The organism is Natrarchaeobius chitinivorans, assembly GCF_003841505.1.
Taxonomy (GTDB): Archaea; Halobacteriota; Halobacteria; order Halobacteriales; family Natrialbaceae; genus Natrarchaeobius; species Natrarchaeobius chitinivorans.
The window spans coordinates 47104-72877 of the sequence record NZ_REGA01000008.1 but is presented as its reverse complement, the minus strand read 5'-3'; the positions used below and the strand labels follow the sequence as shown (position 1 = coordinate 72877).

At 63.3% G+C, this 25774-nt stretch carries 26 protein-coding genes; 10 read left to right on the top strand and 16 right to left on the bottom strand.

Annotated elements, in window-relative coordinates; all coding sequences use genetic code 11:
- The first annotated feature begins 205 nt into the window (after positions 1-205).
- The 3 genes from EA473_RS10750 to EA473_RS10740 all read left to right on the top strand — a co-directional run bounded on the left by EA473_RS10750 (position 206) and on the right by EA473_RS10740 (position 2960).
- The gene (locus tag EA473_RS10750) at positions 206-1495 is read left to right on the top strand and encodes an adenosylhomocysteinase (protein WP_124195668.1); all 1290 of its coding nucleotides are present in this window, start codon (positions 206-208) and stop codon (positions 1493-1495) included.
- A gap of 123 nt (positions 1496-1618) precedes the next feature.
- Positions 1619-2344 (top strand): hypothetical protein, encoded by a 726-nt coding sequence (locus EA473_RS10745; RefSeq protein WP_124195667.1) that lies wholly within the window; start codon positions 1619-1621, stop codon positions 2342-2344.
- Positions 2345-2426: 82 nt separating this feature from the next.
- Entirely contained in the window at positions 2427-2960 is a 534-nt protein-coding gene (locus EA473_RS10740) for a DoxX family protein (RefSeq protein WP_124195666.1), read from the top strand.
- A gap of 204 nt (positions 2961-3164) precedes the next feature.
- Here EA473_RS10740 and EA473_RS22265 read toward each other — a convergent pair whose 3' ends face one another.
- The 6 genes from EA473_RS22265 to EA473_RS10715 form a co-directional block, all read right to left on the bottom strand.
- Positions 3165-3314, bottom strand: a complete 150-nt coding sequence (locus EA473_RS22265; protein ID WP_165875261.1) for a hypothetical protein — start codon at positions 3312-3314, stop codon at positions 3165-3167.
- A gap of 59 nt (positions 3315-3373) precedes the next feature.
- Positions 3374-4729: an ABC transporter ATP-binding protein gene (locus EA473_RS10735; protein ID WP_124195665.1), complete on the bottom strand. Its 1356-nt coding sequence runs from the start codon at positions 4727-4729 to the stop codon at positions 3374-3376.
- Complete coding sequence (locus EA473_RS10730) at positions 4726-5838, bottom strand: ABC transporter ATP-binding protein (RefSeq protein WP_124195664.1); 1113 nt, start codon at positions 5836-5838, stop codon at positions 4726-4728. The genes EA473_RS10735 and EA473_RS10730 overlap by 4 nt, the downstream gene beginning before the upstream one ends.
- 2 nt (positions 5839-5840) lie before the next feature.
- The gene (locus EA473_RS10725; RefSeq protein ID WP_124195663.1) at positions 5841-6836 is read right to left on the bottom strand and encodes an ABC transporter permease; all 996 of its coding nucleotides are present in this window, start codon (positions 6834-6836) and stop codon (positions 5841-5843) included.
- 2 nt (positions 6837-6838) lie between these two features.
- On the bottom strand, positions 6839-7837 hold the full coding sequence (locus tag EA473_RS10720) for an ABC transporter permease (RefSeq protein WP_124195662.1): 999 nt from the start codon (positions 7835-7837) through the stop codon (positions 6839-6841).
- A gap of 86 nt (positions 7838-7923) precedes the next feature.
- Positions 7924-9588 (bottom strand): ABC transporter substrate-binding protein, encoded by a 1665-nt coding sequence (locus tag EA473_RS10715; protein ID WP_124195661.1) that lies wholly within the window; start codon positions 9586-9588, stop codon positions 7924-7926.
- A gap of 447 nt (positions 9589-10035) precedes the next feature.
- Between EA473_RS10715 and EA473_RS10710 the strand changes: the two genes are divergently transcribed.
- From EA473_RS10710 to EA473_RS10700, 3 genes are all read left to right on the top strand, one after another.
- Positions 10036-10455: a PPC domain-containing DNA-binding protein gene (locus EA473_RS10710; RefSeq protein WP_124195660.1), complete on the top strand. Its 420-nt coding sequence runs from the start codon at positions 10036-10038 to the stop codon at positions 10453-10455.
- Between the two features lies 1 nt (position 10456).
- Positions 10457-14101 (top strand): DNA polymerase II large subunit, encoded by a 3645-nt coding sequence (locus EA473_RS10705; RefSeq protein WP_124195659.1) that lies wholly within the window; start codon positions 10457-10459, stop codon positions 14099-14101.
- Between the two features lie 211 nt (positions 14102-14312).
- On the top strand, positions 14313-14783 hold the full coding sequence (locus EA473_RS10700; RefSeq protein ID WP_124195658.1) for a response regulator: 471 nt from the start codon (positions 14313-14315) through the stop codon (positions 14781-14783).
- Positions 14784-14968: 185 nt separating this feature from the next.
- Here EA473_RS10700 and EA473_RS10695 read toward each other — a convergent pair whose 3' ends face one another.
- The gene (locus tag EA473_RS10695) at positions 14969-15565 is read right to left on the bottom strand and encodes a hypothetical protein (RefSeq protein WP_124195657.1); all 597 of its coding nucleotides are present in this window, start codon (positions 15563-15565) and stop codon (positions 14969-14971) included.
- 242 nt (positions 15566-15807) lie between these two features.
- Here EA473_RS10695 and EA473_RS10690 point away from each other — a divergent pair, with 242 nt between their 5' ends.
- Positions 15808-16908 (top strand): aminopeptidase, encoded by a 1101-nt coding sequence (locus EA473_RS10690; protein WP_124195656.1) that lies wholly within the window; start codon positions 15808-15810, stop codon positions 16906-16908.
- A 280-nt stretch (positions 16909-17188) separates the two neighbouring features.
- On the opposite strand, the gene EA473_RS10685 is transcribed toward EA473_RS10690, so the two are convergent.
- Both EA473_RS10685 and EA473_RS10680 read right to left on the bottom strand, forming a co-directional pair.
- On the bottom strand, positions 17189-17578 hold the full coding sequence (locus EA473_RS10685; protein WP_124195655.1) for a PIN domain-containing protein: 390 nt from the start codon (positions 17576-17578) through the stop codon (positions 17189-17191).
- Positions 17575-17787 (bottom strand): antitoxin VapB family protein, encoded by a 213-nt coding sequence (locus tag EA473_RS10680; protein WP_165875260.1) that lies wholly within the window; start codon positions 17785-17787, stop codon positions 17575-17577. Before EA473_RS10680 ends, EA473_RS10685 begins: the two co-directional genes overlap by 4 nt.
- Before the next feature lie 128 nt (positions 17788-17915).
- Here EA473_RS10680 and EA473_RS10675 point away from each other — a divergent pair, with 128 nt between their 5' ends.
- Positions 17916-18332, top strand: coding sequence for a universal stress protein (locus tag EA473_RS10675; RefSeq protein ID WP_124195653.1), 417 nt, complete (start codon positions 17916-17918; stop codon positions 18330-18332).
- Positions 18333-18394: 62 nt separating this feature from the next.
- On the opposite strand, the gene EA473_RS10670 is transcribed toward EA473_RS10675, so the two are convergent.
- Positions 18395-18925 (bottom strand): hypothetical protein, encoded by a 531-nt coding sequence (locus EA473_RS10670; protein WP_124195652.1) that lies wholly within the window; start codon positions 18923-18925, stop codon positions 18395-18397.
- Between the two features lie 128 nt (positions 18926-19053).
- Between EA473_RS10670 and EA473_RS10665 the strand changes: the two genes are divergently transcribed.
- Positions 19054-19614 (top strand): hypothetical protein, encoded by a 561-nt coding sequence (locus EA473_RS10665; protein ID WP_124195651.1) that lies wholly within the window; start codon positions 19054-19056, stop codon positions 19612-19614.
- A 76-nt stretch (positions 19615-19690) separates the two neighbouring features.
- Here EA473_RS10665 and EA473_RS10660 read toward each other — a convergent pair whose 3' ends face one another.
- Genes EA473_RS10660 through EA473_RS10650 form a run of 3 tightly spaced genes read right to left on the bottom strand, consistent with a single transcriptional unit; the run spans position 19691 to position 21706 of the window.
- Positions 19691-20404: an alpha/beta hydrolase gene (locus EA473_RS10660; RefSeq protein WP_124195650.1), complete on the bottom strand. Its 714-nt coding sequence runs from the start codon at positions 20402-20404 to the stop codon at positions 19691-19693.
- A 54-nt stretch (positions 20405-20458) separates the two neighbouring features.
- The gene (locus EA473_RS10655) at positions 20459-21082 is read right to left on the bottom strand and encodes a VOC family protein (protein ID WP_124195649.1); all 624 of its coding nucleotides are present in this window, start codon (positions 21080-21082) and stop codon (positions 20459-20461) included.
- A gap of 6 nt (positions 21083-21088) precedes the next feature.
- Entirely contained in the window at positions 21089-21706 is a 618-nt protein-coding gene (locus tag EA473_RS10650; RefSeq protein ID WP_124195648.1) for an NAD(P)/FAD-dependent oxidoreductase, read from the bottom strand.
- A gap of 411 nt (positions 21707-22117) precedes the next feature.
- Here EA473_RS10650 and EA473_RS10645 point away from each other — a divergent pair, with 411 nt between their 5' ends.
- Positions 22118-23218: a glutamate-cysteine ligase family protein gene (locus tag EA473_RS10645; protein ID WP_124195647.1), complete on the top strand. Its 1101-nt coding sequence runs from the start codon at positions 22118-22120 to the stop codon at positions 23216-23218.
- A gap of 17 nt (positions 23219-23235) precedes the next feature.
- Here EA473_RS10645 and EA473_RS10640 read toward each other — a convergent pair whose 3' ends face one another.
- The 3 genes from EA473_RS10640 to EA473_RS10630 all read right to left on the bottom strand — a co-directional run bounded on the left by EA473_RS10640 (position 23236) and on the right by EA473_RS10630 (position 25386).
- A complete protein-coding gene (locus tag EA473_RS10640) occupies positions 23236-24432 on the bottom strand; it encodes a C45 family autoproteolytic acyltransferase/hydolase (RefSeq protein ID WP_124195646.1) in 1197 nt (398 codons plus the stop codon).
- A gap of 78 nt (positions 24433-24510) precedes the next feature.
- Positions 24511-24753, bottom strand: a complete 243-nt coding sequence (locus tag EA473_RS10635; RefSeq protein WP_124195645.1) for a hypothetical protein — start codon at positions 24751-24753, stop codon at positions 24511-24513.
- A 408-nt stretch (positions 24754-25161) separates the two neighbouring features.
- Positions 25162-25386, bottom strand: coding sequence for a hypothetical protein (locus tag EA473_RS10630; RefSeq protein ID WP_124195644.1), 225 nt, complete (start codon positions 25384-25386; stop codon positions 25162-25164).
- Between the last annotated feature and the right edge of the window lie 388 nt (positions 25387-25774).

The following is a 25774-nucleotide window of genomic DNA, read 5'->3' as shown; positions in this document are numbered from 1 at the left end:
AGTGTCAGAGGCACGGTCGTCGCCGGTGTCGTCTCGCCCGCACGCACGAGCATCGAGCCCGTGCGCTCGCGGCTCCGACCGGAGACGTGTCCGGGCACACTCTCGATCACCGAACCTGGACGAACCGGCTTCGGAGCCGGCTCGGATCGATCCGTGGCGTCTCTGGTTCGGTAGCGTTTTGCCTCCGGTCGCTCTCTGTCGAGGTATGACAGACAGTTCGTATCCGCCGATCAGCGAACAGCTGGACGACGTCGACGACGCCCGAACCGAGGGGCGACGAAAGATGGACTGGGCCGCCCAGCACATGCCGATTCTCGAGCACGTTCGCGAGGAGTTCCTCGCAGACCAGCCCTTCGAGGGCGAGCGGATCGCGATGGCGATGCACGTGGAAGCGAAGACGGCGATCCTCGTCGAGACGCTCGCGGACGGCGGCGCGGAGGTCGCAGTCACGGGCTGTAATCCGCTGTCGACGCACGACGACGTCAGCGCGGCCCTCGACGCCCACGAGAACATCACCTGCTACGCCAAACGCGGCGTCGACGACGAGGAGTACTACGCCGCTATCGAGGCCGTCATCGCCCACGAGCCGACCGTGACGGTCGACGACGGAATGGACCTCGTCGCGGCGATCCACGAGGACTATCCCGAGCTGATCGACGGCATCGTCGGCGGTGCAGAGGAAACGACGACCGGCGTTCATCGCCTGCGTGCGATGGACGACGACGGTGCACTCGAGTATCCCGTCTTCGCCGTAAACGACACGCCGATGAAGCGTCTGTTCGACAACGTCCACGGCACCGGCGAGTCCTCGCTGGCCTCCATCGCGATGACGACGAACCTCTCGTGGGCCGGCAAGAACGTCGTGGTCGCGGGCTACGGCTACTGCGGAAAGGGTGTCGCGAAGAAGGCCGCGGGCCAGAACGCGAACGTCATCGTCACCGAAGTCGAGCCACGCCGCGCCCTCGAGGCACACATGGAAGGCTACGAGGTCATGCCGATGGCCGAAGCCGCCGAGGTGGGCGACGTCTTCCTGACGACCACCGGAAACCGCGACGTCATCGTGGAGGAGCACTTCGAGAAGATGCAAGACGGCGTCCTGCTCGCGAACGCCGGCCACTTCGACATCGAGATCGATCTCGAGGCCCTCGACGACCTCGCGGTCGACCGCTACGAGGCCCGCGACGGCGTCGACGCATACGAACTCGAGGACGGTCGCCGGCTGAACGTCATCGCCGAGGGGCGACTGGTCAACCTCGCTGCCCCCGTCTCGCTGGGCCATCCCGTCGAAGTGATGGATCAATCCTTCGGCGTCCAGGCCGTCTGCGTGCGCGAGATGCTCGAGAACAGCGACGAGTACGACGCGGGCGTCCACGACGTCCCGGACGAACTCGACGAGGAGATCGCCGAGATCAAACTCGAGGCCGAAGGCGTCGAGTACGACTCGCTTTCTGCTACCCAGCGCGAGTACATGGGAAGCTGGGATCACGGAACGTAGGGCGAAAACGTACAGCCGTCGTCAGTGCCGCCAGACGGCGAAACGAACAGCTGGCGTCAGTGCCGTCAGACGGCGAATCGGCCGTTACGCTCAACTCGGGTGGCCGTAATAGTCGGATGTTCAATGGGCCACTCGGCAGACGGCGACGCAAGCGACGACGGTGGACACCCGATCGCCCCCCTCCTCGAGCGCTCCCGAATCGATTCCGACGGGCAACTCGAGATCGCCGTTTCCGTCGCCGGAACCGCCGAGATCGACGAGAACGAACTCGACGTCTTTCTCAGAACGGATCGCGTCGATCCCGGCGAACCGATCGAACTGGGGGTGTTCGTCTCCGGCACCGGCCGCGTCGCCGAGAACGATCTCAGCGTATTCTACGACGGCGACGAACTGATCGACCTCGACGATCCCGGCGTCGTCAGACGGAATCCGGGCCTCGGGACAGCCGAATCAGCGGAGATAGCAGCCGACGCGGGCCTCGAAGCCGCTCGAGCAGGTCAGGCTGGGAAGCCGACCGACGGCGGCCAGTCGACCCTGTTTCGACGCGACTCGAGCGACGCCGGGGGGACGCTCCGGTGGGAACCCCTCGACGGGAACCGGACCGGCGAACCGGCCTACCTCCTCGAGATCAACACGCGGAATTCGACTCCGCCGGGCGAGTACGCGATTCCGGTGGTGTTTACCTACCGCTCCGACAGCGGGATCAGACAGGTCGAGCGCGTCCCCCGGGTTCGGGTGACAACTCGGCGCGAGCGCCTCGAGCCGTGGCTCACCCGCGGACTGGTGGCCGCCGTCGTTGTCGGTGCGTTCCTCGGGTTCGCCGCGTGGGGACCGCTTCCCTGGTTGTGACGACCGTTCCTCAGTTCTGGGAATCGTATTCCACTTATATGTGGGTATCCGTCCAAGCTAAAACCGTGAGAGGTGAACGATTATGGAAACATCTTCGGTCAACCGGTTGGAAAGCAAGCTCGGTGGCGTAACGATAGACGGTCGTCCACACCAGCTGAGCGCGTGGGCGGTCGTCGGACTCCGGCTCATCATGGGCTGGATCATGCTGAGCGCGGGCTGGGGGAAGGTTACCGGCGAGTTCAGCGCCTACGGCTATCTCGCCAACGTCGACGCGGCGAGTCCGGCGAGCGGGCTCTTCGCGCTGATGGCCGAAAGCGGTGCGATGATGGCCGCCGTCGACGTCATCGTCCCCTGGACGCAGTTGCTGATCGGACTGGCGCTGATCGCCGGCGTCTTCGTCCGACTCGCTGCCCTCGGAGCAGCCACCCAGATGGTGCTGTTCTACTTCGGCAGCTGGGACGTCGCCACCGGGCTGGTCAACGATCAACTGGTCTACGCCGCCGTCTTCCTCGCACTCGGCGCGTTCGCGGCCGGTCGAATCGTCGGCCTCGACCGCTACATCGAGGAACACCCGATCGTCGAACGCTTCCCGAAACTGCGCTACCTCCTCGGGTAGCGGATTCGGCTCGTTTCTCGGCTTTCGGCCCTGAATTCTCCGTTTTCCCTCGTTTTCCACTCCCGAGTCTGGCCGATGTGCTCCTGACGAACGCGTTCTCGAGTCCTGTGATAGGCGTCCTCGAGGAACGTACCGTCTCCCTCCCCGATCGAAACGTCTCAAAACGAGTTTGTCGATGTGGTCGACTCACGACGGGCCGTCAGATCACCCGGTGAGGTATCCGCCGGGTGGAATCCGTCCCGACGGCCGGTCGTCGGCCTGTCCGTCGCCGAGGTCGGGCGAGTGCTCGATCGTTCGTCGAATCTTTTCGCCGGTGGTCGTCCCGATCGCGATCGCGTGGAGAAGTTTACTCATACACGAGTAACTTCGCCCCCGGTTTCCATAAGCGTTTTCGCGATGATCGTCCGTGTGGGTTATCGGTGGAGGTGACAGGCCGCGTGGTGTGGCTCGTCGCCGTATTGCGACTCGATCTCGTATGCGGGCTGTTCGCGCGCGCAAATGCTCTCTTCGGCGAAGGACTCGAGCAGCAGTTCCGTCGCGCCGTCCCAGTCGACGCCCTCGACGAGTTTTGCCTCGTCGCCATCGTCGCCGTTCGTCCGATCGGTCGCGATCAGGTCGATCGCCTCGGAGACCACGTCGCCGGCCGCACCGTCCGGGAGGTCGCCACCGAAAAACTCCGCGCGCGTCTCGCTTGCGGTCATCGGTTCGAACGTCTGTCGCTTGACCGCGCGCATGAACGCCCGCGTTCGGTCCCACTCCTCGTCGGTCCACTCGTAGGTATCGGGTGCGATCAGCCGCGGACATCGCGTCCTGAATCGACACCCCGACGGTGGATTCAGCGGGCTCGGCACTTCGCCTTCGAGTACGCCGCGGACGTCCCGCTGGCGCGGGTCGGGCACCGGAATCGACTCGAGTAACGCCTTCGTGTAGGGGTGTTGGGGATTTTCGAACAGTTCTTCCTTTCCGGCGAGTTCGACGACGTTGCCGAGGTACATCACGGCCACGCGATCGGAGATGTGACGAATCACCGAGAGGTCGTGGGCGATAAAGAGGTAGGTCAGCCCGAACTCCTCTTGCAGTTCCTCCATCGTGTTCAACACCTGAGCCTGGATGGAGACGTCGAGTGCCGAGACTGGTTCGTCACAGACGATGAAATCCGGGTTGACCGACAGCGCACGCGCGAGGTTGACCCGCTGGCGCTGGCCGCCCGAGAACGCGTGCGGGTGGCGGTTGTAGTGGTGTGGGTCGAGACCGACCTTCTCGAGGAGCATCTTGGCTCGATCCTCCCGACCCTCGTCGTCTAACATGTCGTGAGCCCGCATCGGTTCCTCGATGATCTGGCCGATCTTCATCCGCGGATCGAGCGACGACTGGGGATCCTGGAAGATCATCTGGATCTCCGAGCGTTTCTGTCGGAGCGTTTCACCGCTGACGTCGGCCAGATCCTCTCCCTTGAAGCGGATGCTTCCGTCCGTCGGTTCGAGCAATCGAAGGATCGTTCGCCCGAGCGTACTCTTGCCACAGCCGGATTCGCCGACGAGTCCGAGCGTCTCCCCGCGTCGGATATCGAAGCTAACGTCGTCGACGGCTTTGACTTGCTGTCGACCGACGCTGATCGGCGGGAACTGGTCGGGCTCGAGCGAGAGCCCCGATAACAGGCCCGAACTCTGGGTGAAGTACTTTTTGAGTCCGTCGACTTCGACGAGCGTCTCGCCGAAGGGGACGTCTTCGCCCGTCATCTCGGAGCCGAGTCCACCGCGTTGGCTCATTGCTCTTCACCCCCGCCAGGGGTTCCCGCCGTTACCTGTGGCTCTTTCTCGAGCGGGACGCTCTCGTCGTAGCCGACGTCGAAGACGTCGTGTTTGACACAGGCCGCTCGGTGAGGATATCCTGCGGCGTGTTCGATCACCTCGTTGTCGGGATGGACGCGTTTGCAGACCTCCCTCGCGTCGGGACAGCGTGGGTGAAATCGGCAGCCGGAGGGTGGCGTGATCGCTTCGGGCATCACGCCCTCGATCGGCTCGAGTTCCTCGACCGTTCGATCGGGTCGGGGCATCGAGTTCAACAGGGCGGTGGTGTAGGGGTGTTTCGTCGCGTGGAACAGTTCGTCGACGGGTGCCTGTTCGATGATCTCGCCGAGGTACATCACGTTCACCCGATCGCAAATCTCGGCGACGACGCCCATGTCGTGGGTGACCCAGATGAAACTCGTGTCGTATTTCTCCTGGAGGTCGTCGACCAGTTCGAGGATCTGTCCCTCGACGGTGACGTCGAGGGCGGTCGTCGGCTCGTCGGCGATGATGAGATTCGGCTCACAGGCAAGCGCCATCGCGATCAGCACCCGCTGGCGCATCCCGCCGGAGAACTGGTGGGGATACTCGTGGTACCGTTCGGCCGGATCGGGAATGCCGACCTCGCGAAGCATCTGAATCGCTTCCTGGCGAGCCTCGTCTTTGCCCAGTCCGCGGTTGAGTTCGATGAACTCCCGTAACTGGCCGCCGACGGTGAAGACCGGGTTGAGCGACTCCATCGGATCCTGGAAGATGACGGCGATCTCGTTGCCGCGGATCCGATCGCGCATCTCCACGTTCGAAAGCATGTCCTCACGTTCGCGGAGGTCGCCGTCCGGCCCCTCTTCGAGGCCGAAGATGGTCTCTCCCTTGTAGGTGATCTCGCCGCCGACGATCTCGCCGGGGCTCTCGACGAGCCTGAGCAGGCTCATCGAGGCGACGCTCTTGCCCGCGCCGCTTTCCCCGACGAGACCGACGATTTCGCCCTCGTGAACCTCGAAGGAGATGCCGTCGACCGCGCGCACTGTACCGGCGTCCGTAAAGAACTGCGTCTTGAGATTCTCGACGCGAAGTAGTGGTTCAGCCATGGTTAGTCGTTGATTCGTGGATCGAGTGCGTCCTGCAGGCCGTCACCGAAGAGGTTGAACCCCATGATCGTCACGAGGATCGCGACCCCCGGCCAGATAGAGAGCCAGACGTTCGAGTGCATGTAGCCGTGTGAGACGTTGAGCATCTGGCCCCAGTCTGGCGTCGGCGGCTGTGCGCCGAAGCCAAGAAACGAGAGTCCCGCGACGACGAGGATCGTCACGCCGATCTGGAGGCTGGCGTAGACGAGCACGGGCGCGAAGCTGTTCGGAATGACGTGTCTGAGGATGATGTTTCGGTTTTTGACGCCGGAGGCTCTCGCGGCCTCGATGTAGTCCATCTCCCGGACCGAGAGCACCTCGCTTCTGATGATCCGGGCGAAAATCGGGATGAACGTGATTCCGACGCCGATGACTGCGTACCTGATGTCCGGCGTACCACCGCTGACGAAGACGATGAAGACGATGATGAGGATCAGTGGCGGAATCGCGTAAATGATCTCGACGATCCGCATCAGGATGTCGTCGACCCGTCCGCCGTAGAACCCGGAGACGGCACCGATGATCGTTCCACCGACGAAGCCGATCATCGTCGAGACGATGCCGACGCTGACCGACACCTGTGCGCCGTAGACGATTCTGGTGAAGTAGTCCCGACCGTCGGGATCGGTTCCGAGTGGGTGCGAAAGCGTTCCGTCCGGATGAAACGCCGGCGGGACGTTTCCGTCTATCTCTCCCGGTGGCGGAATCCGCTCGGGGTGTTCGAAAATCGGAAGCGCCTCCGCTGCGGCGAAATCCGACACCGCACCGAAGGTCAGACGCGAGAGGTTGCTGTCGATGAGCGTGTACGCCGAGACGAGCAACACGAAGGCGACGACGTACAGCCCCCACCGTGCGGTGGTGTCCTGCATGACCTTGCCGAACGTGTACCGCCAGCCGAACTGTGCGTCGACGTCCTCGGACGGGCCGTCACTGTCGAGTTGTGATTCTCCGATTGCCATCGTTAATCACGGTCTCCGTAGGTTACGCGGGGGTCGACGTAGGCGTACGAGATGTCGGTGATGATGACGCCCACGACGAACATCGTTCCGATGACGACGGTAATCCCCATGATCAGCTGGTAGTCGAGCCCGATGATCGCCTCGAGGAGCAGTCTTCCGAGACCGTTGATGTTGAAGACGTACTCGATGAGGACGGCTCCGCCAAGTGCCGTCGAGAGGTTGAGTCCGACGATGGTGATGATCGGGAGCTGGGCGACCTGGAAGGCGTGTTTCCGGAGGATGGTTCGTTCCGGAACGCCGTAGGCGCGTGCGAGTTTGACGTACTCTCCCTGAAGCGATTCGATCATCTGAGTGCGCTCGACGCGCATCAGCGTCGCCATCTGCAGCGTTCCCAGTGCGATCATCGGCAACAGCAGGTGTCTGATCGTCTGATAGATCAACTCGGGATAGCCGCTGTAGCCGTAGTGGTCCGGCCCCCACCAGGGGTAGACCAGCCCGCTCGAGGGCAACACGCCGAGTTGGATCGCGAAGACGAGGATCAGCATGATGCCGATCCAGAACGACGGCGTGCTGACGCCGATGAGGGCGACGATTCGCGAGATGTGGTCGGTCGGCTCGTTTCGTCTGGTCGCGGCCAGTATCCCGAGTGGAATCGCGGTCGCGAGTGCGAACGCGTACGCAGACAGCACGAGCATGAGCGTCGGCCCGGATCGCTGAATGACCAGATCGGTTACGGGCCGGTCGCGGTGAATACTGTACCCGAGGTCTCCCTGGAGGAGATTAATCATGTACGTCGCGTACCGTTCGTGAATCGGTCTGTCGAGGCCGTACTGTTGTTCGACGCGCTCGATCAGTTCCTGATCGACCTCCTGGCCCTGTAACATGAGCCGAACGGGGTCACCGGGCGCTAAATTCGCGAGGATAAACGTGATCACGGTGATCCCGATCAGCACCGGAATCGCCTGGATCAAGCGGCCGATCGTATATCGGAGCAGTCCCATGTAGTGTCGTATGTGTTCGCTGTGTCCCGCCGTTGTTCGTTCGTCGGTCGCTCACTCATTATAAAGATGGCCCCGACCGGCCGCGATTACTCGATCGAGACGTTCGAGTAGCCCGAGACGATGCGCGGGTTCTGCTGGGTCATCGGGTGTGCCTGCATGTCCTGGACGTAATCACGCGATGCCATCGTGTTACGGAACGAGTAGGCCGGCAGCGACGGCAGCTCCTCGAGCATCTCGATCATGACGTCCTCGTAGAGGTCGTACCGTTCGTCGAAGTCCGCCGACTCGCGGGCGGCGGCGATGTTGTCGTGGAAGTCCGCACTTCCTTCGTAGAAGTGCGCCTGGTTGATTCCCTCCTGGCTCTCGTGATAGAGGTTGTAGAGGTAGGCGTCGGGGTCCGGACCGCCGGTCCAGCCGAGCAGGTACGCCTGGAAGTCGTCCGGGCTCGGATCCTCGTTGTAGACTGTCTGATCGAGCAGCGGCCCGAACTCGAGCGTGACGGCTTCGGCGCCGTCGTAGCCGAGCTCGTGCAGGCGGGTCACGATCCGCTCTGCGAGATCGCCCCGGTGGTCGCCGGGCGCGAGGATGCGTGGACTCCAGTCGTCGTCGACCGCACCGTCGAGCAGTTCCTGTGCCTGATCCGGATCGTAGTCCGGGTAGTACTCCTCGTGCCAGTCGTCGAGTGGGAACTCCCACTGCTCGTTCGTGATCGGCGGAATCGGTGCCGACAGTGGGTCCGCGACGTTCTCCAGCCGGGACTCGACGAAGTCCGTCATCGAGAAGGCGTGACAGATCCCTCTGCGGACGTCGGCGTCGCCCGTCGGCGCGTCGTCCCGACAGTTAAACGTCAGGTGCATGTACGACGGACTCTCGGAGATGTGGACGTCGACGCCGTCTTCGGCCTCGAGATCGTCGAAGTCGTCGTTCGGAACGTCGGCGATGGCGTCGGTGTCGCCGGCGCGGATCTCGCTGATACGGCTGGCGGGGTCGACGTTGTCGACGAACGTGATCTCCTCGAGGTTGGGCATCGGTTCGCCCCAGTAGTCGTCGTTTCGCTCGAGAGTGACGTACTCGTTGTGCGCGAAGTCGCTCCAGACGAACGGACCGGAACCGATTGGGTTCGTGTTGAACTCCTCGCGGTCCTCTTCGGTTTCGCGTTCGCTCGCCGGGACGACGTAGATCGCCATCGTCTGGAGCTCCCACGGACCGAAGGGGTGATCGAGGTCGACCTGCACCTGGTAGTCGTCGACGACCTCGGCGGAGTCGATCATGTCGTACTGGGCCTCGTTGACGCTCTCTTCTTCCTGGAACGCCATGAAGGAGTGAGCGACGTCCTCGGCCGTCATCTCCTCGCCGTTGTGGAACTCGACGCCGTCGTGGATCTCGTACAGATAGCGCGTCCCGTCGCGTTCGACGTCGGGCATGTCGACTGCGAGCTGTGGCTCGAGACCGAGGCCCTCGTCCCACGTGTAGAGGCCGTCGAAGACCAGCTTGAACACTTGCGTGCTGTAGGCGTCGTTGGAGTGGATCGGGTCGAAGTCCTCGTCCCGTTCCAGTTCCTGGGTAAACTCCAGCGTGGCCTGACCGTCGCCGGCCCCGCCGTTCCCATCGTCGGCACCGTTACCGTTACCGTTGCCGTTGCCATTTCCTTCGCCGTTCCCACCGATACACCCTGCGATTGTTGCTGCGGAGACCGTCGCACCCGAGGCGAGTAAGCGTCGCCGGGTGAGGTCATGGTGATTAGTTCCCATGATACGCATATTGCCGTGGGGACAACCCTTATTGGTTTTGGTCTTTGTTCGTCTAACACGAATATTCATTTAACAATCTATGTGTAACAAAGTCGTCTGTGAACGATTATTATCATCAGAAATCGTGTATGTATTGGGAAGTGTATCTCTGTACATCAGTGGACATATCTATCTAGTCAGGTAACGTTTCGAACCCGAACCGACGAGCGAACTCGTCCGGTAGGGCCGGATTTCGGTCATCGGTCGACGAGCGAACGGGACTGGGACCCGGTCAGCGATGTCAGTCGCCCGTTCGCTCGGGAATCGACGGACTAACCGCGTCTCGGAGCCGGTGTCCGATACCGACTGGGGCGGTCGATGCGTGAACGCCCCCGCCAACCCGCGGCCTCGATCCGACGTCCTCGGCGACCGGTGACCTTTTTCTCCCCGCGCACACAGTAGTGGCGTATGAACTATCGAGCCGTCGAAACCACCGACGAGTACGTCGCTCGCCTCGAGACGGGGGCCGACTGGCGAGCCGAGATCGAGTCGCTGGCCGAGGAAGTCGACGCCGACGCAGCGTGGTTTACCGCACTGGGCGCAGTCCAGGATGCCGAGTGCTGGTTCTACGATCAGGACACCTGCGAGTACGAACCGATCGCGTTCGACGAACCCCTCGAGGTCGCAAGTTGCGTCGGGAACGTCTCGCTTCTGGACGGCGACCGGTTCGCGCACACGCACGTAGTACTCTCCGATCCCGACGGGAACGCGGTCGCGGGCCACCTGAACGAAGCAACCGTCTGGGCCGGTGAAGTGTACATGCGCGTCTTCGAGGGCGCACTCGAGCGCCAGCGCGACGAGACGACCGACCTCGACCTCTGGCTCTGAGATGCGCCCGGAAGACGAACGATACTTCGACCGGCTCGAAACGGGGCTCGAGGAGGCGCTCGACGTCGCCGAGCGTGCGAAAGAACGGGGGGGCGATCCCGAACCCGAGGTCGAGATTCCGGTCGCCAAGGACATGGCCGACCGCGTCGAGAACATCCTCGGCATCGACGGCGTCGCAACGCGGGTCCGCGAACTCGAGGGGCAGATGTCTCGCGAGGAGGCCGCCCTCGAACTCGCGGAGGACTTTGCGGAGGGCCGCGTCGGCGACTACGAGACGAAAGCGGGCAAGGTCGAGGGCGCTGTCAGGACTGCGGTCGCCTTGCTGACCGAGGGCGTCGTCGCCGCGCCGATCGAGGGGATCGACAGGGTCGAGATCCTGACGAACGACGACGGGACGGAGTTCGTCAACGTATACTACGCCGGCCCGATCCGCTCCGCTGGCGGGACGGCACAGGCACTTTCGGTGCTCGTCGCGGACTATACGCGTGCGCTCGTCGGCATCGAACAGTACGACCCCCGCGCGGAGGAGGTCGAACGCTACGCCGAGGAGATCGCCCTCTACGACAGGGAGACCGGACTCCAGTACACTCCGAAGCCGAAGGAGGCCAAGTTCATCGCGAAAAACATCCCGATCATGCTCGACGGGGAGGCCACCGGCGACGAGGAGGTGTCGGGCTTTCGGGACCTCGAACGGGTCGATACGAACAGCGCCCGCGGTGGTATGTGTCTCGTCCTCGGCGAGGGAATCGCGTTGAAAGCGCCGAAGATACAGCGATACACCCGTAACCTGGACGAGATCGACTGGCCGTGGCTGCAGGATCTCATCGACGGAAACTACGGTGACGGCGAGGACGACACAGTCGACGAGGGGGAACTCGAGGACGACGCGGAGTCGGACGACGAAGCGGGCGAAGCGAACGGGGCGGCCGACGAAGACGGTGTCGACGACGACGAACCGCCCGGACCGCCACGCGCCGAGCCCTCGAAGAAGTTCCTCCGGGACCTGATCGCCGGGCGTCCGGTCTTCTCTCACCCCAGCGCCAAAGGCGGCTTTCGACTCCGGTACGGCCGTGCGCGCAATCACGGCTTCGCGACCGGTGGGATCCACCCCGCGACGATGCACCTCGTCGACGACTTCCTCGCGACGGGCACACAGATCAAAACCGAGCGGCCGGGGAAAGCCCACGGAATCGTCCCCGTCGACACCATCGACGGACCGACGGTCAAACTCGCAAACGGCGACGTTCGCCGGATCGACGACCCCGCCGAAGCCCTCGAGATCAGAAACGGCGTCGAGAAGATCCTCGACACCGGGGAGTATCTGGTCAACTACGGCGAGTTTGTCGAGAACAACCACCCCCTCTCGCCGGCATCCTACGTCTACGAGTGGTGGATTCAGGACATGGACGCCGCGGGCGCGGACACGCAGGCGTTGAAAGACGATCCCAGGATCGAACTCGAGGATCCCGACCCAGACGAGGCCCTCGAGTGGGCCACGACGTACGACGCGCCGTTGCATCCACAGTACACCTACCTCTGGCACGACCTCTCGGTCGACGCCTTCTGTGAGCTCGCGGCCGCCGTCTCCGAGGGCCGGGTCGAAGGCGACCCCGACGACGGCGGACCGCTCGTCCTCGAGTACAGCGAGTCCGTTCGGGACGCCCTCGAGACGATCATCGTCGAACACCGCCAGCGTCCGGACGAAAACCGGATCGAACTCGACGACTGGCGGCCGTTCGTGCGGACGGTCGGCTGTGAACCTCGGCGGGCGGTCGCCGACGGTGCGACGATGGACTCGGGCGAGCGAGACGGGACGCCGAGTATCGAACTCGAGCGAACCTGGCGCGACGACGACCTCTCCGAACGCGCTCGAAACTGGGGCCACGAGGACGAACCCGACGGCGCGAACGCGATCGAGGCCGTCAACGAGGTCGCTCCGTTCGATGTTCGCGAGCGTGCGCCCACACGAGTCGGGAATCGCATGGGTCGGCCGGAGAAATCCGAGCGCCGGGACCTGAGTCCGCCGGTCCACACGCTGTTTCCGATCGGCGAGGCCGGGGGCGCACAGCGAAACGTCGCCGACGCCGCCAAACACGCCGAGACGATGTCGGACACGCCCGGCGTCGTCGAACTACAGATCGGCCGACAGCGCTGTGAGAGCTGCGGAGCGGAGACGTTCAAGAATCGCTGTCCCGAGTGCAACGACCGGACGGTCCCCGACTACCGGTGTCCCGACTGCGACCAGCGAATCGAGCCGGACGAGGCCGGCCGCGTCGAGTGCGGTCACTGCGAGCGCGAAGCCACCTGCGTCGAATCCCGGGCAATCGACGTCCACGAGGAGTACCGGGACGCCCTCGAGTCCGTCGGGGAACGCGAGAACGCCTTCGAGATTCTGAAAGGCGTCAAGGGCCTCTCCTCGGCGAACAAAATCCCAGAACCGATCGAGAAAGGGATTCTCCGGGCGAAACACGACGTGAGTTCGTTCAAAGACGGCACCGTCCGCTACGACATGACCGACCTCCCCGTCACGTCGGTTCGGGCCAGCGAACTCGATATCGACGTCGGCCAGTTGCAGGCACTGGGCTACGAGGAAGACGTCCACGGCGATCCGCTCACCCACGAAGACCAGCTCGTCGAACTCAGAGTACAGGACGTCGTCCTCTCGGACGGCGCAGCCGAGCACATGCTACAGACCGCCGACTTCGTCGACGACCTGCTCGAGCAGTACTACGGCCTCGAGCCGTTTTACGAACTCGAGGATCGCCAGGACCTCGTGGGGGAACTGGTGTTCGGGATGGCGCCCCACACGAGCGCGGCAACTGTCGGGAGAGTGATTGGTTTCACGAGTGCCGCGGTCGGATACGCACATCCGTACTTTCACGCCGCGAAACGCCGAAATTGCGACGGTGACGAAGATTGTGTGATGCTGCTCATGGACGGCCTACTGAACTTTAGCATCAGCTTCTTGCCAAATAAACGGGGCGGGCGTATGGACGCACCTTTGGTCATGTCCTCGCGCATCGATCCCTCCGAGATCGACGACGAGGCACACAACATGGACATCGTCTCGCGGTATCCCCGCGAGTTCTACGAGGCGACCCTCGAGCAGGCCGATCCCGAATCCATCGACATCCAGATCGGTGAGGACACGCTGGGCACCGACGGCGAGTACACCGGCTTCGAGCACACCCACGACACGACAGACATCGCGATGGGGCCGGATCTCTCGGCGTACAAGACGCTCGGTTCGATGATGGACAAGATGGACGCCCAGCTCGAGCTCTCGCGGAAACTCGAGGCGGTCGACGAGACCGACGTCGCCGAGCGGGTGATCGAGTACCACTTCCTGCCGGATTTGATCGGCAACCTCCGTGCGTTCTCCCGTCAGGAAACCCGGTGTCTGGACTGTGGCGAGAAGTTCCGGCGGATGCCGTTGACCGGCGACTGCCGGGAGTGTGGCGGCCGGGTCAACCTCACCGTCCACGAGGGATCGGTGAACAAGTACATGCAGACCGCGATCCAGGTGGCCGACGAGTACGACTGCCGGGACTACACCAAACAGCGCCTCGAGGTGTTAGAACGGGCCCTCGAGAGTATCTTCGAAAACGACAAGAACAAGCAGTCGGGGATCGAGGACTTCATGTAATTCCCGTCGAACCCGCTGATGGATTTCCTCCGGAGGAAGGATCGACCCAAATCTGCCTGTTCGACGATACGTTTATGATACATCTTCTGTAATTGTTTGGACAAGTCGAAGTACAGGCGACGTACAGTAGCCGCCGGAGTGATATCAGCTAAATGATATAACCGTTGCGAGAAGAGGCAATGTTCATGACCATCACACGGTAACTGATAACATGGCTGATTGTAACGACGACGCGAGTCGACACCGGACCATCCTGCTCGTAGAGGATAACCCGGGCGACGCGCGTCTCGTCGAAGAGATCTGTGACGATCTGAACCTCTCGAGCGTACTTCACACTGTTTCTACTGGATCGGAAGCACTCGACTTCGTAAACCAGCGTGGTGAGCACTCCGACGTCCCACCGACCGATCTCGTTATTCTCGACTGGCACCTTTCAGGACTGAGCGCCAAAGAAGTCGTCTCTGAATTGAACGACGATCCGGCTCACGCACACATCCCCGTTATCGTCGTTACTGGAACAGTAACCGAGAAACAGGTTCGCGAGGTGTATGAACTGAACGTGAACGCCTGTCTACCGAGACCGGACGGTCCCGACGAGCTTCGAACGACGATTCGAGCGTTCAAGACGTTCTGGTTGTCCACCGCTCGGCTTCCCTATGGCAATTGTGAGAACCGTCGGTAGGATGCCACGGAGACAGGCGAACCTCGAAATGTATCGGGTCATTTTATCCTCGAACTGGTCGAAAGGGTTCGGAGATACTCCCGGTAGAACTCCGACTGTCGCCTCTCATACGGATTGTTGTACCGTTTCGGCGGTGGGGTCGGCTTCTCCGCGGTCGCACCGATACTGACGGGCACCGTCCCGTCTCAAAGAAGCCCGGTTCCGGCCGAAACTCCCGGGATACCGATGGTGACGGTCCCGTCCCGGCGGACAGTGATGCCGTATCCGAGCAGACCAATCTCGAGCATCACGTCGTCGGCCGACCCACCGTCGCTCATCTTCGCGTCTTCGACGGCGAAGCTGAGCGTTTCGATCGATACGTCCCCCTCGGTGAGTGTGTCGAACGTCTCCTCGGACACGTCCAAAATCGAACCTTCGACGGTAAACGCGAGCGCAGCCGGTTTCGCGTCGACGATCTCCGTTGGATCGCCCATCGTCGACCGAAGGGTGTCGATCCCCTCCGAGAGATCGTCCGAATCCGGCGTCTGTACGCCGACGTCCATTGCCGTGAGTCTGAGCGACGGCTCTTCTGTGAGATCGATCTCGACCGATTCGGCGTCACCGGTCGAAATTTCGATCTGCGAGGGCTTCAGCGTCGTTCCCTCGAACTGGGCCAACAACTGGTCGGTCATCGATAGAACTCCTTCGATTTCGAACGCGAGTCGATCTGGTGGTTGCGTTTCGATCCGGTCTTCGACGACCCGTATACTCTGACCTTCGGCAATCTCTACGGTAACGCTCATGATTAGTCACGTTCTTTCGAGGTTGTACGCGAAGCGGCGAAACACTTGCACACGAAGTAGAAAGCAACGGGGTGGTTGCGGCGTGACTTCGTCGCGGGGGTGGCGCTCCGTTCGGTTTGGACACGCTCTTTCGAATTCGGTCCCGGGCGATTCGATTCTGAGGGGACACGTCCCGTGATGACGATCCCCTCTCGAGGGCCGATTCGAAAACGGTATCCCGGCGCTTCGGGTACGTGTGGCACATGGACCCGCGCATTCGCGAACACGCCGAGATCATCGCGAACCACTCGGTCGACCTGCAGGAGGGCGATAACGTCGTAATCGACGCCCATCCCGTCGCCGAGGATCTCGTCGTTGCACTCCACGAGGTCGTCGGGGACCGCGGTGCGAACCCGGTGACGACGAGTCAGCGAACCGGCAAACGACAGCAGCGTGCGTACCTCCGGGCTGCAGCCGACGACGCAGATCTCGAGTTCGAGACGCCCGAACACGAACTCGCGCTCATCGAGAACACCGACGTCTACATCGCCATCCGGGCGAGCGACAACGTCACCCAGACTGCGGACGTCGATCCCGAGACCAGCGCCGCCTACAGTCAGGCCCAGCGACCGATCCTCGAAAAGCGCCTCTCGAAACGCTGGTGTCTCACGCAGTATCCCGCTCCGGCGAACGCGCAACTCGCCGAGATGAGCACGGAGGCCTACGAGAACTTCGTCTGGGACGCGGTCAACAAAGACTGGGAGGCCCAGCGCGAGCATCAGGCGAACATGGTAGAGATCCTCGATCCGGCAGACGAGATCCGGATCAAAAGCGGCGACACCACGGACGTAACGATGTCGCTTTCGGGGAATCCGACGCTGAACGACCACGGCGAGCACAACCTGCCGGGCGGCGAGGTCTTCACCGCCCCGCAACCCGACAGCGTCGAGGGCGAGGTGCTGTTCGACATGCCGCTTTACCATCAGGGCCGGGAGATTACGAACGTCTACCTCGAGTTCGAGGGCGGCGACGTGGTCGATCACTCGGCGGCGAAAAACGAGGCGGTCCTCACCGAGGTGCTCGACACCGACGACGGCGCGCGCCGACTCGGCGAACTCGGTATCGGGATGAACCGCGACATCGACCAGTTCACGTACAACATGCTGTTCGACGAGAAGATGGGCGACACCGTCCACATGGCCGTCGGCCGGGCTTACGACGACACCGTCGGCGAGGGCAACGAGCAAAACGACTCCGCCGTCCACGTGGACATGATCGTCGACATGAGCGAGGATTCGTTCATCGAGGTCGACGGCGAACGGGTCCAGGAGGACGGGACGTTCGTGTTCGAAGACGAGGAGTGAGCGGGTAGTTTGGACCCGGTCGGCGAGCGAAGCGAGCCGTGAAGAGTATTGGCTGCGACGAACGTCAGTGAGTCGTGGACTTTTTCATCGAAGTTTTTGGCTGGGTTCGAGCGAACGACGTGAGCGAGGACCCAGCGAAAAAGTTCGGAGCGATTCGTTCATCGAAGTCGACGGCGAACGGGTCCAGGAGGACGGGACGTTCGTGTTCGAAGACGAGGAGTGAGCGGGTAGTTTGGACCCGGTCGGCGAGCGAAGCGAGCGTCTCGAGACGGAGTCAGTTTCAGTACAGTTCGCGGTGGTTGTCGATTTCGAGGCCGTCGATACGCTCGAATCCGGCGTCTGACGTGACGATCGGGGCTCCGAGCGTTCGCGCGACACCGGCAATCATCATATCCGGGTGCTGGATACGCAGTCCGTTTGCTTCCAGTTCCTGACGGATGCGGGCCGATTCGAGCGCGTGTTCTCGAGTGTATTCGAGGCGTTCGACCCACGGCAGGTGGTCGTCGACGAGAACGGGATCGCGCTGTTCCTTGACAGCACCGTGATACAGTTCGTAGTGGCCGACCGACGGGAGCACGAAGTTCTCGTGTTGGTGGTCGAGACGGTACTGTTTCGCCGACTCTCGACCGCGCAGAAAGTCGGCGAAGTAACTGCTGTCGAGGATTTTCATGGATCGACTTCGAAATCCTCGTCCAGTTCGGATTTGACCTCTCGGACGGCGTCGTCGATCGTCGTATCACTCCACTCACCGAAACCGGCCAGTGGATCACCGTCTTCGAGTTCACGTTCGATGACGGCGTCGAAACTCTCCTCGCCCCGTTTGCGAGCCCGCAGTCTCCGCCACGTCTCCTCGGAGACACGGATCGTCTTGTCGGGCATGTACACACGAGTGTATACACTCGAGGTGCTTCGATGTTTCGCTCCGATCGCTTTCCGTCGATTCACTCTGGGTACCATGAGGTCGACCCATCGGTGGCTTTTAAGATTCGAGCGTCGGTATCGATACTATGGCTATACTCGTCGCGTACGACGGCTCCACGCCGGCACAGCAAGCAGTCGAACACGCGTTCGCCACGTATCCTGACGAAGAGATCGTCCTGTTGCGCGTGGTCGAAGCGGCGGGTGGGTCGACGAGCGCGGGGGTCGATCTCGTCAAGGAGTATTTCAAAGACCGTCGAGACGAGGTCGAGGAGGAGGGATTCGCCGAGATTCCCGACCTCGAGAACGCGGCGGACGTCGAGTACCGAACCGAGGTGGCGGTCGGCCAACCCGCGCGAGCGATCGTCGACTACGCCGAGGAACACGACGTCGACCACGTCATCGTCGGCAGCCACGGCCGGACCGGCGTCTCGAGGGTGTTGCTCGGTAGCATCGCCGAAACGATCGTCCGCCGGTCCCCCGTGCCGGTGACCGTCGTTCGGTAATCGCCGCGTTCGGTGTACGTCGCGCTCGATTATCGTCCCGTTCGGTGACCGTCGTCCGGTAATCAGCCATCGGTCCTGCTCTCGTCGTCCTCGAGAACCACCACGTCGCCGTGCTGGATCACCGGCTGGTGTTCGCAGATGTAGGTCGTCATTTCGGGTCGGGCCTCGAACTCGAGGCGTTCGGTCGCGCCGACGTCCTCGACGACGCCGGTGGCGTACTCGTCGACCACCTCACCGTCGTCGTCGTGAAGCGCGAAATTGTGCTTCGCGCCGTCGCGGTTCTCCCAGACGATCTCGTACTCCCGGCCCTCGAGCAACACGAGCGTCGGGTTCTCGATCCGATCGACGAAATCGGGTTCTGCGCCGACCCAGCCGCCGACGTGTGCGTCTAGCCGAATCTTCTCGACGTCGGCCCACGCGTCGGGATCGGTCTTGCCCTCGCTCGCCGTCGCCTCGGCCGCCTCGACGATCGCCTCGTCGTCTTCGTCCTCGGATCGCTCCGCTGAGCGGTCCAGACAGCCGGCGACGGCCGCCGCGCTCGTCGCCGCGATACCAGCAAGCACCGTCCGCCTGGTGGGTCGGCTCGAGGCCACGAACCGACCTACGTGCTCGAGCGGATTGACGGCTTCCCCTCTTTTGGTAGGTGTTCGCCCCCCTCTCTCACTTAATATATGGTCTGCAGGTCGGTAATAATTTACGACAACAGTACTGCTGGACGGTCATGGACAGGCGGACGCTTCTGGGATCGGTTGGAGGCATTACGAGCCTGCTCTTCGCCGGCTGTAACGAGGGAGGATCGGACGGAGACGGCGGCGACGAGCTGGATACCAATCACCCCACGAGGGACGAACCCGGTGAAGAGGTCGACGCCGATTCCCAGGAGCCGACCGATCGAGGCGAAACCGACGATAGTTTCAGTAGTCCTCACCTGCCGGGGACGCTGATCGTCCGTCTAACCGGTGAGATCCCGGAAAACGCGTCCGTTCTCGATCCACAGGAGGATTCGCTCGTCGAAAACTGGCACCTCGAGCACGTTCTCGACGTCGCCGTCGACAACTACGAAGCGAACCTGGAAGACGACGCGTCCGATTCCGACGAGCGCGTCCCGGACGGTACCGAACTCACTCGGCGGAGCGTGTACGGCGACGATCCGGCCGGATCGCACCGCGAGGTCGACCGAATCGAAGCGACGTTGGGTCCCGACCGCGCCGTCGACGGAAAGTGGTACGTCGAACACCGAGAAACGAGAGTGACGATCACGCTGCGGTATCCGCCCGAGTAACGCGCTCGTCTCGAGACGAAACCGATCTGCCGGTCGCGACGACGGATCGCCAAATCGACCCGCGCGCTCGTCCGGATCAGCCGTCGACCAGTCGCTCGACCATCCCGGAGACGAACGCGAGTTCGTCCTCGTTGACGCCGTGGCCCATCCCCTCGTAGATGCGCTCGGTGACGTCCGCACCGAGCGCCTCGAGCACCCGCGTCGTCTCGCGGACGCGCTCGAGCGGGATGTGGGGATCGGCGTCACTACAGCCGAGAAACGCGGGCGTCCCCGCGAGCTCGCCGGCCGAATCTCCGTCGTCGCCGGCGTCCTCCGCATCTGACGTGTCCCCCTCGAGTTCGACCGACTCGCCGATGAGGCCGCCACTCAGCGCGACGAGTCCGCCGTACCGTTGTGGATTGTGCGCGACGAACTCGCTCGCGAGACAGCCTCCCTGCGAGAAGCCGAGGATCGTCACGCGCTCGAGGGGGACGCCGGCGTCAGTCGCTTCGCCGACCGCGTCGGCGACGGCCCGCAGTCCCGACGTTCGCCCCGGTTCGTTCGACTCGACGGGCGCGAGAAACGAGTTCGGGTACCACTCGTTACCTGCGGCCTGCGGCGCGAGCAGGGCGACGCCGTCCCGGCCGACCTCCGTTCCCAGCTGGATGATACTCCGCGCTGTCGCGCCGCGGCCGTGGACGAGGACGAGCGCCGCGTCGGCCTCCTCGAGGGGCGTGCCGGCCGTGACCAGCGGCTGGCCCTGATGTGGACCGTCCGCGTCGTCGGGGCTCGAGTTCGACGCCGGACTCATCCGACATCATCTCCCGGTGGTAGGGTCATCCGACGCCACCGTCTGTCGTCGGACTCATTCGACGCCACCGACGCCGGTACTGGCCTCCGGCAGATCGTGCTCGACGACCTCGAGACCGACCGCCTCGATCGCCTCGCGGAGGTGTTCGTCCTTGGCGTACTCGGCTCCGTCGTCCTCGCGGAGTTCCTGTGCTTTCGCGAGCACCTCGCCGCGGCGGTCGTCGGGCACTTCGTACTTGTCGGCGCTGAGTTCGATCACGAGGCCGTTGTTGTCCGTGGTGTAAATCGAGTGGAAGATCCCCCGATCGAAGACGTTGTACTGGTGGCCGGCGTCCTCGAGGGAGTCCATGACGTCCTCGTACTCCTCGGGATCGAGGCTGAAACAGAGGTGGTGGACGGCCCCGACGCCGCCGCGCTGGCCGCCCCGGTTCGAGGGGCGGTCGTCGCTGACGAAGAAAGTCAGAATGCGGCCGTCGCCGGTGTCGAAAAACAGGTGGGTCTGGGATGGATCGTCGAGGTTCGGCTGGCGCAACACGAGGGGCATCCCGAGGAGGTCGCGGTAGAACGCGACGGTGTCCGCCTCGTTGCTCCCCCAGATCGTGATGTGATCCGTTCCGGTGGTTCGAAACGGGCTGTCGGGCGGTTCGGGCGTGACTGGGTTGGTGGGTTCGTCGGACATGGTGAGTTATTCCGCGACGGCCTCGCCGAAGACGCGCTCGGCGTCGGCGGGCACGTCGAAGTCGTGGAAGCGTTCACCACGTACTTCAGAGAGGATGTTAAGTCCTGCTGCGGCCCCGTCGCCGACGGCGATGGCGGCCTGCCACTCCTCGACTCGGACCATCGCCCCCGTCGCGTAGGCGTTCTCGACGCTCGTCTCCATCTCGACGCCGACGTCCACGACGCCGTCGTCGGTGAACGCACAGCCGAGGTCCTCGGCGAGGTCGCGGTTCGCGCCGGTCGCGAACACGACGTACGTCGACTCGTAGCGTCCCTCTTCGGTGTCGACGACGAACCCGTCGTCCGTCCGCTCGACTCCCGCTACCTCCTCGCCCTGCCGTCGATCGGCCCCGAAATCCTCGACCTGCTGGCGTGCGGTCGCCATGAATTCGCTGCCGCCGACCGAACCGATCCCGAGGTAGTTAAAGAGGTGTGCTTTGTGCATCCACGTCTCGTCGGTGTCGAACACCGTCGTCTCGAGGCCGTTTTTCGCGGTAAACAGCGCCGCGCTCAGTCCGGCGGGGCCGCCGCCGACCACGATCACCGAGGGTAGTTCGTCTCCGCCCGCGTTCGTCTCGTCGGTCATGTGCAGTTACAAAGTGTTACCGCGAGGCTATCAATCCGGCAGAAACCCTCGAGCAACCACGTAACAATCGTGTCAGTGGGTCGATCGCCGGATCCGGAATCGGTGGATTCGATCCACCATTCGCCGTCGGCTTCGAATCACCGGTCGCCGTCGGCTTCGAATCGCCGGTCGTCGTCGGATTCGAATCACCGTTCGCCGTTCGATTCCGACCGGGGACCTCCCTGCGTGTGCAGACTCAACGGATTCAGGTAGCAGTTGCCTACACCTTCATCCACACAACAGGAGAGGAAGTCGGAGATCGGACCCGGATTCGGACGACGACGTGTGAATCCGGGTCCGATCTCCGACTGGTGGCGGTCCGCGCTCGATTGCTCGCGGACTCGAATCAGCCGACGTTCAACGGAGACATCTATGAAAACCAGCCTCGAGGTGGAGTACTGGGTCGTCGACGAGGATGGCGACCTGATCACCCCCGACTCACTGCTCGACGAGTTCGAGTGGACCGACCCCGAGTTCGTCGAGCCGATGCTCGAGATCAAAACATCCCCGTGTCAGTCGATGGCCGAACTCCGCGAGACGTTTCTCGATCGGGTCAGTACCGCAGTCGACGCGGCGCGCGAACGGGACAAGCGACTCGTCCCGCTGGCGACGCCCCTTTTCGCCGCGCCGTCGGAGATTCCCTACCGCGACAAGCGAGGCACCGACCTCCAGCGCCGGATCGTGGGCCCGACGTTCGACGACGCCCGCGTCTGTGCCGGCACCCACGTTCACTTCGAGCAGTCGAACGTCGTCGACCAGCTCAACGCGTTGACCGCGATCGATCCCGCGTTCGCGCTCGTCAACAGCTCGTCGCACTACCGCGGCGAGCGGATTCTCGAGTGTGCCCGTCCCCACCTCTATCGACGGTCGTGTTATGACCCCTGTCCGGAGCAGGGACAGCTCTGGCCGTACGTCGAGAGCGTCGCGGAGTGGGACCAGCGACTCGAGGACGCCTACGAGACGTTTCGCGACCGGGCGCTCGAGCGCGGCGTCGAACCGGCCGAGTTCGACGACGAGTTCGACCCCTACGACGCGGTCTGGACGCCGATCCGGCTGCGGGAGGCGTTTCCGACGGTCGAGTGGCGCTCACCCGACGCGGCGCTCCCGAGCCAGGTGCTTCGACTCGCCGAGGAGGTCCGGACGGTCGTGATGCAAGCGGACGAACGCGGAACGACGGTTCTCGAGTCCGACTCGCACGATCGCGGCGGAGCCGGCGGTGAGGTACCCCTTCCCGCGTTCGACACCGTCGAGACGATCACGGACGCCGCGATACGCGACGGACTCGAGTCGGCGAACGTCCGAAACTACCTGCAAACGATGGGGTTCACCCCGTCGGCGTACGATCCGTTGTCCGATCGGTTGCCGGACTCACGGCTGTCGAAACACCGTGCGAAGACGCTCCGCCTCGAGGCGGCGACCCGGCTCGAGGCCGACCTCGAGCGTCGCACGGTTCCTGCTCGTCGGAGTCGCTGAAACGAGTTATCGGAGTATCACGTCTTGCTCTCTTTCACCTGGGAGAGCCATCGCTGGCCCGTCCGGAACGCCGTCGGAATCTCGTCGCCGAACGCACACTGGGTGCGCTCGGTTCCACAGGGGTTTCCCATCGCGACCTCGATCGTCGGCGACCCGCCCTCGAAAACCGCCGTGCTCGCCGTCGTCAGCTGACCGAACGCGTGGGGTTCGTCGGTCTCGGGTTCCGGATGGCGACAGACCGAGTCGTCGCCCGGCCTGTTCTCGTGATCGCGCGCGATCTCCCACAGGTCGTCGCGATCCAGCCGGCCGTCGCCCTCGAGTTCCTCGAGTGCTCGCTCCCGCCGAATCGTCGAACTCTCGGTTTCGGTCGAGCGGGAGTTCACGAAGTGGTTCGTCCGCGTTACGATCGGCTCGTCGTCGACGGCGATCCGCTCGGCGACCGGATCGACCTCGAGCAAGATCGCGTCGGTTCCGTCGGCGAGAAACAGCGTCTGGCCCATCAGCCGACGCGTCGGGTACGACTCGAGGACGGTCCGCGCTTCAGAGACGGTGGCACACTCCTCGAGCAGAATTCGGATGACGGTCCCGTTTCGGAGCTGGTCTTCGGGATCGACGTCGTCGCGTTCGCTGTCGATGTGGGTGTTCGCCGCGACGAGCCCCCGGTCGTTGACGCCCTTGAAGATCGAAATCGTGCCGCAGGTGTCGATCGTCAGGAAGCCGTGGTAGTCGTCGATCGGCGGCTGCTCGACGATCGATTTGGGTCGGACGCCTCGCCCCGCGATGTCCCGGTTTTTCAACACGAGCGGGCCGTCGGCGTCGCTCTCGGTGGCGAGTTTCGGCCCCGACACCAGCGCGTTCGTACACCCCTTCGGGTTCTTCTCCGATCGCCCCGTTCCGTCGGCCAGTTCCTCGCAGAGCTCCGAGAACGCGAAGACGTACGCTTCGTACACGTCCGGATCGACGTCGAACTCGTCGGCCATCGCCTCGTAGGCCCGCCGGTGGCGGTCGGGGAGGCTCTCCCGGCTTCGCCGACTGTACTCGAGCAACGGCTCGAGGTCGACACCCTGCGTGTCGACCAGCGCTTCGAGTTCCCCGATAGCCCACTCGACGGCCTCCCGTTCCGTTTCCGCTCGTCGACGCGCCTGCGCGGCGAACGTGTCCGCTCTCGCGATCGCGTCGTCGTACCCGGTCGTCTCGACGTCGATTTCGTTCATACCCCGTGGAGGTCCTCCCGGTAATTGTAGCGCCGGCCTGATACTGCCGGACAAAAAACGACCCCGCTCGAGCGGCCGTCACTCAGGTTTCGGCGACGAGCGCGCTCGAGTCTCCGCCACGAACGCGAGCATGCCGATGCCGGCGACGCAGTCGGGACAGTACGTCTCTGTGACGGCCACATAGCGGCCCGCGAGTGCGGGACACGGATCGCTCGAGAGGTGTATCACCCGGTTTTCGCGGATCGGATCCCCGCAGCGATCGCAGCGGAGTTCGGAATCGTCGACGCTTTCTGCGCCGGCAGCTTCGCGCTCGGAACTCATCGGTGTCGCCTCCGAGGCGGGCTCGAGGCCGGTGGCTGATCGGTGGCGAGAGACGACTGTCGTGCGAGACCTTTTTGTCTCGGTGGCAGTAACGAAAGCATGGCAACCAAATCGGGACGATTTGGAAGCCACCCGCCTCGGGTGTCTCTGCACCCGGGGCACTTTCCAACGCATGCCCCCGCGTCCGCGTTCTGGAGCGGGTTGGCTCCCATCGTGACGGTCGTTCTGAACGATAATATAATTACTGGATTGTACTGAAGGAATGGACGGGTGAACGCTCGAGGGATTTCCGAAGCCGCCTCGAGACGGCCAGCCCGCAACCATCTCATACGGTTTACTGTACGTCGTTACCGGAGCGACCGGGCGCAGTCCCGCGGTCGCTCCGGTACACAGGTACAGTAATCCGTATCAGTCGCCGCCTTCGGCCAGAAAAATCCCAAGGTAGATCGATGCGAGCGCGCAAGCGACGCCCGCGGCGAAAGCGAGCGTGTACGGCGACTCGAGGACCACCTCGCCGTCCTCGAGCAGCCAGCCGCTGAAGCCGACGAGCAGCGAGACGACCGCGACCAGACGGAGCGCGGAGACGACGGTTCGGGCGCGACCGCCCGCCTCGCTCGAGTCCCCGTCGGTCATCGACACCCCCTCCGCCCGGTCGCCCGTCCGTCGACGCCGTTCATCGTCCGTGGATCGTTCACCGCGGGGAAAAATCGACCGTTCTCGCTCGTGCGGTCCGTCGTCGGTCCGCACGGTAGCATCGCCGTCTCGGACGAGTCTCGACCGATAGTCGATTTCGGCAGTGTGAAATGCCCCTGCCCTTTACTTCGATAATCGAAGTAATGTCTTTCGAGTCGTTTCGCCGTCACCCGTAGATCGGATGGGTCCGACACAGTTGCTCCCTCACGGTCGAAGACGTCGGCCGGACGAAGCGCGTGTCGACGACCGAACGCGGCCGGAACACGCTGCGCGCGTTCTCGTACGTACTGGACGACGAGTGATTCATACGGTTTACTGTAAGTCATTG

What these genes read in the sequence shown, in the direction of transcription:
- EA473_RS10750 (WP_124195668.1), top strand. Translation starts at nt 206, where the DNA reads ATGACAGACAGTTCGTATCCGCCGATCAGCGAACAGCTGGACGACGTC.
- EA473_RS10745 (WP_124195667.1), top strand. Translation starts at nt 1,619, where the DNA reads ATGGGCCACTCGGCAGACGGCGACGCAAGCGACGACGGTGGACACCCG.
- EA473_RS10740 (WP_124195666.1), top strand. Translation starts at nt 2,427, where the DNA reads ATGGAAACATCTTCGGTCAACCGGTTGGAAAGCAAGCTCGGTGGCGTA.
- EA473_RS22265 (WP_165875261.1), bottom strand. Translation starts at nt 3,314, where the DNA reads ATGAGTAAACTTCTCCACGCGATCGCGATCGGGACGACCACCGGCGAA.
- EA473_RS10735 (WP_124195665.1), bottom strand. Translation starts at nt 4,729, where the DNA reads ATGAGCCAACGCGGTGGACTCGGCTCCGAGATGACGGGCGAAGACGTC.
- EA473_RS10730 (WP_124195664.1), bottom strand. Translation starts at nt 5,838, where the DNA reads ATGGCTGAACCACTACTTCGCGTCGAGAATCTCAAGACGCAGTTCTTT.
- EA473_RS10725 (WP_124195663.1), bottom strand. Translation starts at nt 6,836, where the DNA reads ATGGCAATCGGAGAATCACAACTCGACAGTGACGGCCCGTCCGAGGAC.
- EA473_RS10720 (WP_124195662.1), bottom strand. Translation starts at nt 7,837, where the DNA reads ATGGGACTGCTCCGATATACGATCGGCCGCTTGATCCAGGCGATTCCG.
- EA473_RS10715 (WP_124195661.1), bottom strand. Translation starts at nt 9,588, where the DNA reads ATGGGAACTAATCACCATGACCTCACCCGGCGACGCTTACTCGCCTCG.
- EA473_RS10710 (WP_124195660.1), top strand. Translation starts at nt 10,036, where the DNA reads ATGAACTATCGAGCCGTCGAAACCACCGACGAGTACGTCGCTCGCCTC.
- EA473_RS10705 (WP_124195659.1), top strand. Translation starts at nt 10,457, where the DNA reads ATGCGCCCGGAAGACGAACGATACTTCGACCGGCTCGAAACGGGGCTC.
- EA473_RS10700 (WP_124195658.1), top strand. Translation starts at nt 14,313, where the DNA reads ATGGCTGATTGTAACGACGACGCGAGTCGACACCGGACCATCCTGCTC.
- EA473_RS10695 (WP_124195657.1), bottom strand. Translation starts at nt 15,565, where the DNA reads ATGAGCGTTACCGTAGAGATTGCCGAAGGTCAGAGTATACGGGTCGTC.
- EA473_RS10690 (WP_124195656.1), top strand. Translation starts at nt 15,808, where the DNA reads ATGGACCCGCGCATTCGCGAACACGCCGAGATCATCGCGAACCACTCG.
- EA473_RS10685 (WP_124195655.1), bottom strand. Translation starts at nt 17,578, where the DNA reads ATGAAAATCCTCGACAGCAGTTACTTCGCCGACTTTCTGCGCGGTCGA.
- EA473_RS10680 (WP_165875260.1), bottom strand. Translation starts at nt 17,787, where the DNA reads ATGCCCGACAAGACGATCCGTGTCTCCGAGGAGACGTGGCGGAGACTG.
- EA473_RS10675 (WP_124195653.1), top strand. Translation starts at nt 17,916, where the DNA reads ATGGCTATACTCGTCGCGTACGACGGCTCCACGCCGGCACAGCAAGCA.
- EA473_RS10665 (WP_124195651.1), top strand. Translation starts at nt 19,054, where the DNA reads ATGGACAGGCGGACGCTTCTGGGATCGGTTGGAGGCATTACGAGCCTG.
- EA473_RS10660 (WP_124195650.1), bottom strand. Translation starts at nt 20,404, where the DNA reads ATGAGTCCGGCGTCGAACTCGAGCCCCGACGACGCGGACGGTCCACAT.
- EA473_RS10655 (WP_124195649.1), bottom strand. Translation starts at nt 21,082, where the DNA reads ATGTCCGACGAACCCACCAACCCAGTCACGCCCGAACCGCCCGACAGC.
- EA473_RS10650 (WP_124195648.1), bottom strand. Translation starts at nt 21,706, where the DNA reads ATGACCGACGAGACGAACGCGGGCGGAGACGAACTACCCTCGGTGATC.
- EA473_RS10645 (WP_124195647.1), top strand. Translation starts at nt 22,118, where the DNA reads ATGAAAACCAGCCTCGAGGTGGAGTACTGGGTCGTCGACGAGGATGGC.
- EA473_RS10640 (WP_124195646.1), bottom strand. Translation starts at nt 24,432, where the DNA reads ATGAACGAAATCGACGTCGAGACGACCGGGTACGACGACGCGATCGCG.
- EA473_RS10635 (WP_124195645.1), bottom strand. Translation starts at nt 24,753, where the DNA reads ATGAGTTCCGAGCGCGAAGCTGCCGGCGCAGAAAGCGTCGACGATTCC.
- EA473_RS10630 (WP_124195644.1), bottom strand. Translation starts at nt 25,386, where the DNA reads ATGACCGACGGGGACTCGAGCGAGGCGGGCGGTCGCGCCCGAACCGTC.